At 66.7% G+C, this 10,601-nt stretch carries 9 protein-coding genes; all 9 read right to left on the bottom strand.

The genetic code is table 11. The features are described 5' to 3' along the window. Positions 1-32 precede the first annotated feature (32 nt). Positions 33-1,202 carry a CMD domain protein gene (locus B2W22_RS08050; RefSeq protein WP_175121169.1) on the bottom strand — a complete coding sequence of 390 codons (1,170 nt, stop codon included), beginning with the start codon at positions 1,200-1,202 and terminating at the stop codon, positions 33-35. Between the two features lie 24 nt (positions 1,203-1,226). Next, a complete protein-coding gene (locus B2W22_RS08045) occupies positions 1,227-2,561 on the bottom strand; it encodes an acyl-CoA thioester hydrolase/BAAT C-terminal domain-containing protein (protein ID WP_286937112.1) in 1,335 nt (444 codons plus the stop codon). Between the two features lie 4 nt (positions 2,562-2,565). Beyond that, entirely contained in the window at positions 2,566-4,137 is a 1,572-nt protein-coding gene (locus B2W22_RS08040; RefSeq protein ID WP_286937110.1) for an ABC transporter substrate-binding protein, read from the bottom strand. A gap of 74 nt (positions 4,138-4,211) precedes the next feature. Beyond that, a complete protein-coding gene (locus tag B2W22_RS08035) occupies positions 4,212-5,231 on the bottom strand; it encodes an ABC transporter ATP-binding protein (RefSeq protein WP_286937108.1) in 1,020 nt (339 codons plus the stop codon). Then, positions 5,228-6,241 carry an ABC transporter ATP-binding protein gene (locus B2W22_RS08030; protein WP_286937106.1) on the bottom strand — a complete coding sequence of 338 codons (1,014 nt, stop codon included), beginning with the start codon at positions 6,239-6,241 and terminating at the stop codon, positions 5,228-5,230. Before B2W22_RS08030 ends, B2W22_RS08035 begins: the two co-directional genes overlap by 4 nt. Further along, positions 6,238-7,155, bottom strand: coding sequence for an ABC transporter permease (locus B2W22_RS08025; RefSeq protein WP_286937104.1), 918 nt, complete (start codon positions 7,153-7,155; stop codon positions 6,238-6,240). The genes B2W22_RS08030 and B2W22_RS08025 overlap by 4 nt, the downstream gene beginning before the upstream one ends. Further along, positions 7,152-8,126 carry an ABC transporter permease gene (locus B2W22_RS08020; protein ID WP_056566643.1) on the bottom strand — a complete coding sequence of 325 codons (975 nt, stop codon included), beginning with the start codon at positions 8,124-8,126 and terminating at the stop codon, positions 7,152-7,154. The genes B2W22_RS08025 and B2W22_RS08020 overlap by 4 nt, the downstream gene beginning before the upstream one ends. Next, the gene (locus tag B2W22_RS08015) at positions 8,123-9,598 is read right to left on the bottom strand and encodes a flavin-containing monooxygenase (protein ID WP_286937102.1); all 1,476 of its coding nucleotides are present in this window, start codon (positions 9,596-9,598) and stop codon (positions 8,123-8,125) included. Before B2W22_RS08015 ends, B2W22_RS08020 begins: the two co-directional genes overlap by 4 nt. Further along, positions 9,595-10,572 carry a LysR family transcriptional regulator gene (locus B2W22_RS08010; RefSeq protein ID WP_286937100.1) on the bottom strand — a complete coding sequence of 326 codons (978 nt, stop codon included), beginning with the start codon at positions 10,570-10,572 and terminating at the stop codon, positions 9,595-9,597. The genes B2W22_RS08015 and B2W22_RS08010 overlap by 4 nt, the downstream gene beginning before the upstream one ends. Between the last annotated feature and the right edge of the window lie 29 nt (positions 10,573-10,601).

Raw genomic sequence — 10,601 nt, 5'->3', positions numbered from 1 at the left:
CCGGCGCCAGACACGCAGGTCAAAGGAGCGCCTCAGACCGTCACGAGGACAGGCTCACCCAGATTCAGCATCAACCGATTCGCCCACGCAAAGATCGCGTCCGAATGCAGCAGATCCAGGATCTCACCGTCATTCAATCCAACGTCCTTCAGCGCCTGGATGCTGGCCGCGTTCACGTCAGCCTGCGCTTCGGTGATCTGGATCGAGAACTTGCCAATCGCCTGTTCACGCTTGGTCGTGCCAGCCGTGATCGGATCCTCGAACACCTGCCCAATCACGTCATTGCGCTTGGCCAGTTGCTCGAACCGCTGCGCATGCACCGATGCGCAGTACACGCAGCCGTTGACGCGCGACACGACGGTGGCGCCCAGTTCGCGTTCGGCGCGCGACATGCCGCCCGGGGCGTACATGATGGCGTTGAAGGCCGTGGAGCGTTGGCGCAGGATTTCCGGCTGGTGGACCAGGAACAGGTAGTAGTCCGAGACCTTGGCCTTGGGGTGGCTTTCTTCCAGGACGGCGATCTGTTCGGGCGTGGCGGTGTCGACGTTGACGACGTCGAGCCAGGCCTTCCACTCCAGGACTTCGTTCGTGAAACCGTGGGCCTTGATGACGTCGCCGGGTTCGGTGTTGCCGGGGTTGATGACGGCAGTCGCTTCCGCGGCAGCAGAACCGGCGCCTTGACCCTCAGCGGCTTTCATCGCCACCAACCCCGCCACCAGACGCGTCTGATACGACAGGAAGGCGATGAGCTGCGACAGGGTGACGACAGCGGGCGTCGAAACCCCCGCCGCCGGCAGCGTCTTCAGCGCCGCCTCGTCGCCTTCGACAGGCTTTTCAATCAGTTTGCGCGTGAATTCCAGCACGGCGGCCAGTTGCGGGTTGGCGGCGTCGGCCGGTTTGCCCGATTCGGCGACGGCGATGTCCGCTGCCGCGGCGCCGGCTTCCACGGCGCGGGCACGATAGTGCGCAGCCAGCAGCGGCGACGGCGTGATGCGCGTGGCATACAGCGCGACCAGCAGCCGGTCGGCCAGCGACAGGCCGGGCAGGGCCGGGTCGAACAGGGCGTCGTAGCTGCCTTGCGTGGCGGCGGCGACCTTGTCGCGCTTGTGGCGCACGTCAAAGGTCTGGCTGCCGGGCGTCAGGCCCACGAGCTGGTCGACGAGGTCTTTGTTGATGTCGTAGACGATGGGTTGTTGTGCCATTGACGAATTCTCCTAAAGTTTCTTTCAGCCGGCGTTGCGCTTGTCGACCGCAGTCGCAACCGCCGCACCCTTGGCCTTCACCGCCGCATCCAGGAACGACGTCACGCCTTCCCAGGATTCCTGGTCGGCGCGGGCGTTGTCCTTGGGGTTGCCGCCGCTGGTGCTGATCTTGCCCGACACCGGGTGGGCGTACACAAGCTGCGTGGTGGGCACGTAGGGGAACAGGATCGAGTGGCCGCCGTTCTCGTAATCCAGCCACTTGACCGGGTACGGGTGCTGCACCTCGACCAGCTTGTCCTGCACCATCTTCGAATACAGGCTGGACGGCCACGAGCCGTCGTCGGTGCCGGACAGCAGCATGACCGGGCCTTCGATGTCTTCCACGCGGATGCGGGCGCGGGCGACGGCGTCGGGGTCTTGCAGCGCGGTCAGGATGGCCTTCTCGTGGCGATGCGGCGCGGGGCCTTCATCGAACGGGGCCCACGTGGCGGTACGGTTGTTTTCCCAGACGTGGGGAACGGGCTTGCCGCCCAGCAGCCACGTCGGGCCTTCGCGGCCGATCTTGGGATCGCAGGCGTTCTGGCCGCTGTGCACGACAGCGCCGGGCACGTAGGCCACGACCGCCGACACTTCCTTGGGGAAGGTGGCGCCCAACAGCAGCACCAGTTCGCCGCCGCGCGACTGGCCGCTGATGGCGACGAAGTCGTGCTTGGGCTGGACCTTCTTGCGCAGCCAGCGCAGTCCGGTCTGGAAGTATTCGAGCGGGGTGTTGGAAATGTAGTCCGACAGGCCCGGCGCCTTGAAGTACGCCAGCGCAAAGGCGGCGTACCCGCGCGAGGCGTACAGGGCGGCGCGCGGTTCGTTGATGCCGCCGCCGGAGCCATTCAGGATCATGACGGCGGGATGCGATCCCGGCGCGCTGCCGGCGGGCAGGTACAGGGTGCCGACCAGACCTTCCTCGCGGACTTCAACGCGCGTGACGCCGTCGGACGCCAGGCGTTGCGTGAAGCTGGCGCGCGCTTCGGCGCCTTCCACGCGAGCCACCACGTCGGTGACCAACGCGTCGGTCACCGGGTGGTTGAAGTATTCACGGCTCTTGCCGTCGTCGGGGGACTGCGCCCAGATCAGCCCCATCGGGGACAGGCCGGTGTAGTCGCCGGAAACGGGCGCTTCGCGGGTCAGGTCGACCACGCCGTCCTCGCCCGCCGTGTAGGCGGCCTGGGCTTGCCAGACCACGCCGTTGCGGCGGGTGAGGGCGGTGATCTCGACGGTCGCGCCGGGCGCCACGTGTTCGACGCGGATCTGGCGCGGGACGTCGATGAGGGCGTCCGCGGGGGTGATGGTCAGGGTCGGCGCCATGGCTTTACTTGTCCGAAACCTTGGTGACCATCATGGCGGCCGTGCGGTCGCTGGTCATCGGCGTGACCTTCAGGCCCTTCTTGGTTGCCCAGATGTTCTTGTAGTGGAACAGCGGGAAGATGCCGACGTCATCGGACACGAGCTTGACCGAGTCGCGCAGGATGGCTTCACGCTTGGCCACGTCGAATTCCGAGGTGGATTGCTCCAGCGCGGTGTCGACCTTGGCGTTGCTGTAGTGGCCCCAGTTGGATGCGCCCAGGCCCTTCTTGGCGTCGACCGTGGCCAGGATGTTGACCAGCGCGTAGCTGGCTTCACCCGTGCCGTTGCCCCATGCCAGCATGCTGACGGCGAATTCGTTCTTGTTGGCGCGGCCCGAGTACACAGCCCACGGCACGACTTCCACTTGCGTCTTCACGCCCACGCGGGTCCAGAACTGCGCCACCGCCTGGGCCGTTTCCGGGCCTTGCGGGTAGCGGTCGTTGGGGACGTGCATGGTCAGCTTGAAGCCATCCGGGAAGCCCGCTTCGGCCAGCAGCTTCTTGGCTTGCGCGACATCGTTCGGGATGTCCTTGATTTCGGGGTTGTAGCCGAAGGTGCCCTTGGGCATCCACTGGTTGGCTTCGGTGGCGGCGCCTTGCAGGATGCGGTCGGCGATGGCCTTGCGATTGATGGCCAGGTTCAGCGCCTGGCGCACGCGCACGTCCAGGAGCGGGTTCTTGTCCAGCGGCTTGCCGTTGTTGTCGGTGATGTACTGGTTGGGCGCGGGGTTGAAGCTGGGTTGCAGCAGCATGACGCGCAGGCCGTCGTACGGGTAGACCGAGATGTTCGAGGCCTTTTGCAGCTTGGCCAGGTCGGACACCGAGACCTTGTCGATCACGTCCACGTCGCCGGCCAAGAGAGCGGCGGTGCGGGCGGCGGCGTTGTTGATGTAGCGGTAGTTGACCTTTTCCCAGATCTGCTTGTCGCCCCAGTAGGCGTCGTTGCGTTCCATCAGGACGCGGTCGCCGGGGGTGTACGAGACGAACTTGTAGGGGCCGGTGCCGACCATGGCCTTGCCCGAGTTGTAGTCTTCGGTCGACGACTTTTCGCCGACGTGCTTGCTGACGACGTGGATGGACGCCAGGTTCAGGGGCAGGTCGGGGTTCGGGGCCTTGGTCTTGACGATGAGCGTCAGCGGGTCCTTGGCGGTCATCGTGTCGATGGTGCGCAGGTAGCCGGCGTAGGTGGCGACGCTGCCGGGCACGCCGCGCGCGCGGGTGTAGGAGTAGATCAGGTCGTCGGCGGTGAACGGCGTGCCGTCCTGCCACTTGACGCCTTCACGCAGCTTGAATTCCCAGGTGGTGTTGTCCAGCGGCTTCCAGCTCACGGCCAGACCCGGCTGCAGCTTGTTCCACTTGTTCTCGATCAGGAGGTCCCAGAAGTGCAGGGCCACCGAGCGGTCGCCGGCGTGGTTGTTCAACTGCGGGTCCAGCGACGACAGCGGGTCGGCAAAACCGATCGACAGGTTGTCGGCGGAAGCTGCGGCCGAGGCGCCCAGGATGGCGGCGGTGAGGGTCGAGAGAATCAGGCGTTTCATTGTCCGGGATCCTTGGTAGAGGGGGAACGGAGTGGGTCCATTGACCGCGGCGGTCGTGCCGCAGTCATTGATCGTCAGGCCATGTCGTTCAGGTGACAGGCGCTCAGGTGGTTGATGGCGATTCCCTTCAATGTGGGAACCTCGGTCTTGCAGCGCGGCATCGCGTGCGGACATCGCGGATGGAAATGGCAGCCGGTAGGCGGGTTGAGCGGGCTGGGGATCTCGCCCTTGATCGCGGTAAAGGTCTTGTGGCGCGACTTCAGGGTGGGAATCTCGGCCAGCAGCGCCTGGGTGTACGGATGGTTGGGACGCTGGAAGACTTCTTCCACCGTCGCCGTTTCCACGACGCGGCCCAGGTACATGATGACGACGCGGTCGGACAGGTGTTCGACCACGCCCAGGTCGTGGCTGATGAAGAGATACGTCAGGTTCAGCTCTTCGCGCAGGTCCATGAACAGGTTCAGGATCTGCGCCTGGATCGACACATCCAGCGCGGCCACGGCCTCGTCGCATACCAGCATGGACGGCTGCACGGCCAGCGCGCGGGCAATGCCGATGCGTTGGCGCTGGCCGCCGCTGAACTGGTGCGGATAGCGCTGGCGCAGGGCGGGGTCCAGGCCCGCGCGCTCGAGTTGCGCGCTGACGTAGTCATCGAAGTCGCCGTTGCCGACCAGACCATGAATGCGCGCCGCTTCGCCGACGATCTCGTCCACGCGCAGGCGCGGGTTGAGGCTGGCATAGGGGTCCTGGAAGATCATCTGCACCTTCAGGCGCGCGGCGTGGGCTTCGGCCGCGTTCATGTCGGCCGGGCGCACGCCGTTGATGCGGACCTCGCCGCCGGACGGCGTGAGCAGGCCGGCCGCGATGCGGCCCAGCGTGGACTTGCCGCAGCCGGATTCGCCGACCAGACCGACGACTTCGCCGGGGTTCACGATGAGATCGACATGGTCCACGGCACGCGTGATGGCGGGCGGCTTGGACAAGCCCAGCGATTGCATCGCGCGGCCGGTGGCGCCGATCTTGCGTTCGCCGAAGCGCTTGCTGACCTGGCGCAGGTCGATCAGCGGGGTGGGGGCGTTGGCGTTTGCGCTCATGCCGCCACCTCGCGGTGGATCTGGATGGAAGGATGGAAGCAGCGCACGTCGTGGTCGGGTAAGGCTTGGGTGATGCCGGGTTGCTGGCCGCAGGCGGCGGTGGCGCGCGCGCAGCGCGCCGCGAACGCACAGCCGGCCGGCAGGTGCAGCAGGTTCGGCGTCATGCCGGGAATCTGGCGCAGGCGCTGCCCGCGCTGGTTGTTGCTGGGCAGGCTGTCGATCAGGCCCACGGTGTACGGGTGCTGCGGACGGTCCAGCACGTCGTCGACCTTGCCGTGTTCGACGATGCGGCCGGCGTACATGACGGCCACGTCGTCGGCCAGGCCGGCCACCACGGAAAGATCGTGCGTGATCCAGATGAGGCTGGTGCCGTGCTGCTGCGCGAGTTTCTGCACTTCGGACAGGATCTGCGCCTGGATGGTGACGTCCAGCGCGGTGGTGGGTTCGTCGGCAATGATGAGATCCGGGCGGTGCAGCATGGCAATGGCAATGGCCACGCGCTGGCGCATGCCGCCGGACAGTTGATGCGGGTAGGCCAGCAGGCGTTCCTCGGGGCTGGGAATGCCCATCATGCCCAGCGTGTCGCGCGCCAGGATGCGGGCCTCGGCCTTGCTCATCCGGTTGTGGGCGCGCACGGTCTCGATCATCTGCACGTCCACCCGCAGCACGGGGTTCAGCGTCATCATCGGATCCTGGAAGATCATCGCGATGCGGTTGCCCTGCAGCTTGCGCAACTCGCGCGGCGCCAGCTTGGTCAGGTCGCGGCCCTGGAACAGGACCTCGCCGCCGGCGATGCGGCCCGGCGCATCGACCAGACCCATGATGGAGAAGCCCGTCACGGACTTGCCCGAGCCGGATTCGCCGACCAGGCCCAGAATCTTGCCGCGTTCCAGCTTAAAAGAGACGCCATCCACGGCGGGCAGCACGCCCGCGCGGGTATGGAATTGCGTGCGCAGGTTGCGCACTTCAAGCGTGGCCGGCGCGCCTGCCGAGGCGGTGCGGTCGGTCATTTGTGAGTCCTCGGGTTCAGCACGTCGCGCAGGCGGTCGCCCACCAGATTGATCGCCACGATGGTGATGAGCAGCGCGATGCCGGGGTAGAAGCTGATCCAGTATTCGCCGGACAGCATGTATTGGAAGCCGTTGGAAATCAGCAGGCCCAGCGACGGTTCGGTCACCGGCACGCCCAGGCCCAGAAAGCTCAGCGTGGCTTCCAGCGTGATGGCGCGCGCGATCTGCAGGGTGCCGATGACGATCAGCGGCGGCAGGCAGTTGGGCAGGATGTGCTTCAACATGATCCGCCAGTTGGGAATGTCCAGGCAGCGGGCAGCTTCGACGTATTCGCGGCGGCGTTCGACCAGGGCCTGGCCGCGCGCGGTGCGGGCGTAGTAGGCCCATTCCAGGATCACCAGCGTCAGCACCACGTTGCCCACGCCCTTGCCCAGATAGGCCAGGATCATCATGGCTACCAGGATCGACGGGAACGACAGGATCAGGTCCACGAGACGCATGATGAAGGCGTCGACCTTGCCGCCGGCGTAGGCGGCCAACAGACCCAGCAGCGTGCCGATGACGCCCGCGATCAGCGCCGAGCCTACGCCCACCACCAGGCTGATGCGCAGGCCGTACAGGATGCCGGACAAGAGATCGCGGCCCTGGCCGTCGGTGCCCAGCCAGTAATGAAAGGTCTCCAGGCCGTTCATGGTGCCGGGCGGCAGGCGCGAGTCCAGCACGTCGATCTGCAAGAGGTCATACGGGTTCTGGGGCGAGATCCAGGGCGCCAGCACGGCGGCCAGGATCAGCAGCGTGGCCACCACCAGGCCCAGCACCGCCGTCTTGGACGACAGGAACTCGGTCAGGTTGCGGCGCCAGGGCGACTCGCGGCGCAGGGCAGGCGCCTGCGCGGTATTGGATACGGAACTCATGCCGTGGCCTCCAGCCGCACCCGGGGGTCCAGCACTTTGTACAGAATGTCGACGATCAGGTTCAGCGTCACGAACAGGCACACCACCACGATCAGGTAGGCCACGATCACGGGGCGGTCCAGCGCGTTCAGGCTGTCCAGGATCAGCTTGCCGGCGCCGGGCCAGGCAAAGATGCTTTCGGTGATGACGGCAAAGGCGATGGTCGAACCGAGTTCCAGGCCCAGCACGGTCACCAGCGGAATCATGGTGTTGCGCAGCACGTGCACACAGACCACGCGGAACGGCGACAGGCCCTTGGCGCGCGCGAACTTCACGAAGTCCAGCGGCATCACGTCGCGCACGCCGGCGCGGGTCAGGCGGATCACCAAAGAGATCTTGAAGAGCGACAGGTTGAACGCTGGCAGGATCAGGTGGCGCCAGCCGTCGGCCGTCAGCCACGACCACTGAAAGCCCAGGAACTCCACCGTCTGGCCGCGGCCGCTGGCCGGCAGCCAGCCGAGCGAAACGCTGAACGCCATGATGAGCATCAGCGCCACCCAGAACGTGGGCAGCGAGAAACCGACGATGCTGCCCGCCATGATCATCTTGGACGCGCGGCTGTCGGGGTACAGGCCGGCGAACAGGCCCAGCGGCAGGCCGACGATGACGGCAAACGACAGGGCGGTGATCGCCAGTTCAAGCGTGGCCGGCAGGCGCTGAATCACCAGTTCGATCGCCGGGATGTTGTAGACGAAGCTATTGCCCAGGTTGCCGTGCAGCGCGCCGTTCAGGAAGGCCAGGTACTGCTGCCACAGGGGCTTGTCCAGGCCGAGTTCGGCGATGATGCGCGCGCGGTCCACCTGGTCCACGTCCTGGCCGATCAGGATGTCCACGGGGTTGCCGATGGCGTGCAGCCCCACGAAGACGATCAGCGTCATCAGGAACACGACCACGGCGGCTTGCGCCACGCGGCGTAGCAGCCATGCGGTCATTGCGCGGTCTCCGCCTGCGAAGCGGTCGCCGGCGCAGGGGCTGGGGTCCATTCATCGCCGAACACTTCGGGCTCAGCAAACGCTTCCATGTTGGCGTAGTGCGTGGCCACGTCTTCGCGGTAGAACAGACCCGCGATGCCTTGCGCCAAGCGCTTGGCGCCTTCGCTGATGGCGGGGATGTCGCCCGAGATCGTGCCTTGCGTCAGCGCGGCGGGGTACGAGAAGCAGTGCACGCGATCCAGACCGGGGCAGGCGCCGGGCACTTTTTCCTGCAGTTCGAAGACGGCGCCCAGGTCGGGCGAATCATGCAGTTCCTGGTCTTCCTCGCCGGCGGGCGGCGTGTAGCGGTCGCCCCAGGCGCGCACGTGAGGCGCGAGCGGCGCGAATTCCGGGCGCACGGTCCAGTCGATACGAAAGCCCGTGGAGAAAATCAGGAAGTCCAGCACGAACACGCCCTTGGGCGTGGTGACGTGAATCTCGTCATCGATCAGCGCCAGGTCCAGCACGCCACAGCCCAGGTTGAAGAAGGCATTGGGGTGGCGCGACACGCGCAGCGTGCTGCCGCGCGGGGGCGGCACTTGCGCGGCGTTGATGTAGTGGCGGATCTTCCACTTCCATTCGTCGGGCAGCGTCAGGTGGCCGTGGGTCAGGCCTGGGTTGCCCGCGCCCTTGCCCTTGTTGATGCGGGGAATGTCGTTGCGGCGGATCAGCAGGTCGACGCTGGCCGCGCCGGCTTCCAGCGCGGTCGCCGCGCTGTCCATGGCGGATGCGCCCGCGCCCACGACGCCGACGCGCTTGCCGGCCAGCGTGTTGTAGTCCATCAGGTCGGACGAATGCGCCCAACGGTCGCGCGGCAGTTTCTTTGCAAAGTCAGGCACATAGGCGCCGCCCAGGCCGTCGCGGCCCGTGGCCAGCACGACACGGCGGGCCAGGACGGTGCTGCGCCCGGCGGGCGACTGGATGTCCAGTTCCACCAGCTTGTCGGCGCGCGGCTGCACGGACAGGATGCGGTGTTCGTTGCGCACGTCCAGGTTCAGCACGCGGCGGTACCAGCGCAGGTAGTCCATCCATTGCAGGCGCGGGATCTTGTCCAGCGCTTCCCACGCGTCCAGACCGAATTGCGCTTCGAACCAGGCGCGGAAGGTCAGGGCGGGCAGGCCGAGCGCGGGACCGGTCAGTTGCTTGGGCGAGCGCAGCGTCTCCATGCGAGCCGTCGTGGCCCACGGGCCTTCGAAGCCTTCGGGCGCCTGATCGAAAATCGGCGCGTCGATGCCCAGATGCTTCAACGACGCGGCCGCCGCAAGACCGCCCATGCCGCCGCCGATGATGGCCACGTCCAGAACCTGCTGGCCATCGACCAGCCGGGGCGTCACCCAGTTCTTGGCGGGCAGTTCCAGCCAGGACAGATCTTGCCGAAGGCGCGCCTCCAGGGCGGGCAGGCCTTGCGGCGGGGTGGCAATGGGCAGATTCATGATGCGGGTGTTTCCATAACAGGGGCGTCATCGCCGTAGATCGACTGCAACAGCGCCGAATGCTCGCAGGCGTCGTGCAGCACAAAGCCCGGCAGCAGGGCTGCGGCGGCTTCGGCCAGTGCGTCCGCCATGGCCTGACAGGCCGGCGTCAGCGTTTGCGACTGCGGGGTGATGACCCCAAAAAAGAAGGGGATATCCAGGTCGATGGGCCGGATCGCCACGCCCGCCACCGGCGAGCCGTAGGCAGTCACGGGTTCCAGCAGCGACACGCCAAGCCCGGCGCGGACCGCGGCCAGGGCATTGACGGACGAATTGGTTTCAATGGTGCCCAGCGCCTGTACGTTGTGCGAGAGGGCCGCGTCCAGACGGCGGCGCAGGCGATAGGGATTGGCCATGGTGATGAGACGGCGGCCGGCAAGGGCCGACACCGGCACCACGGCATGCTGCGCCACAGGATCGTCTTCGGGCAGGGCGACGACGCAGGGGGCCTGGGCAATCCAGTGCACGGTCAGGCCGCGGTGTTCCAGCGGCAGGCTGGTCACGCCCAGTTGCGCGGCGCCCGACAGCACGGCGTGCACTACGCGTTCAGGCGAGGCGCTGCGCAACTGCACGCGTGCGGCGCCGAGGCGGTCTTCGATGCGTTTGAGGGCAGCGGGCACCAGACCGGCGGCGAGGGCGGACGTGGCGGTCACCAGGAGCGGCTGCGCCTGGCCGCGCGCGATTTCATCGGCCCGGCCGCGGATCTGCTGCAGGCTGGTCAGTGCGCGTTCAACGTCGTCATACAGCAGGAACCCCTGTTCGGTCGGCGTCACGCGGGGACCGCTGCGCGCGAACAGGGGATAGCCGATCTCGGCCTCCAGTTCCTGCAACAACCGGCTGATCGCCGGCTGCGAGCGTCCCAGCAGCCGTCCGGCCGCGGTGACGCTGCCGGTGGACATGACGGCCGCAAAGGCCTCGAGTTGACGGAGTTCCATTGGTCTTGATTTATGCCAAGGACGAATTC

The sequence above is a fragment of the Achromobacter sp. UBA4530 genome (assembly GCF_002388205.1).
GTDB classification, from domain to species: domain Bacteria; phylum Pseudomonadota; class Gammaproteobacteria; order Burkholderiales; family Burkholderiaceae_B; genus Achromobacter; species Achromobacter animicus.
The sequence above is the reverse complement of the archived record's forward strand: the minus strand, read 5'-3'. Positions and strand labels throughout refer to the sequence as shown.

What these genes read in the sequence shown, in the direction of transcription:
- B2W22_RS08030 (WP_286937106.1), bottom strand. Translation starts at nt 6,241, where the DNA reads ATGACCGACCGCACCGCCTCGGCAGGCGCGCCGGCCACGCTTGAAGTG.
- B2W22_RS08015 (WP_286937102.1), bottom strand. Translation starts at nt 9,598, where the DNA reads ATGAATCTGCCCATTGCCACCCCGCCGCAAGGCCTGCCCGCCCTGGAG.
- B2W22_RS08040 (WP_286937110.1), bottom strand. Translation starts at nt 4,137, where the DNA reads ATGAAACGCCTGATTCTCTCGACCCTCACCGCCGCCATCCTGGGCGCC.
- B2W22_RS08035 (WP_286937108.1), bottom strand. Translation starts at nt 5,231, where the DNA reads ATGAGCGCAAACGCCAACGCCCCCACCCCGCTGATCGACCTGCGCCAG.
- B2W22_RS08045 (WP_286937112.1), bottom strand. Translation starts at nt 2,561, where the DNA reads ATGGCGCCGACCCTGACCATCACCCCCGCGGACGCCCTCATCGACGTC.
- B2W22_RS08050 (WP_175121169.1), bottom strand. Translation starts at nt 1,202, where the DNA reads ATGGCACAACAACCCATCGTCTACGACATCAACAAAGACCTCGTCGAC.
- B2W22_RS08025 (WP_286937104.1), bottom strand. Translation starts at nt 7,155, where the DNA reads ATGAGTTCCGTATCCAATACCGCGCAGGCGCCTGCCCTGCGCCGCGAG.
- B2W22_RS08010 (WP_286937100.1), bottom strand. Translation starts at nt 10,572, where the DNA reads ATGGAACTCCGTCAACTCGAGGCCTTTGCGGCCGTCATGTCCACCGGC.
- B2W22_RS08020 (WP_056566643.1), bottom strand. Translation starts at nt 8,126, where the DNA reads ATGACCGCATGGCTGCTACGCCGCGTGGCGCAAGCCGCCGTGGTCGTG.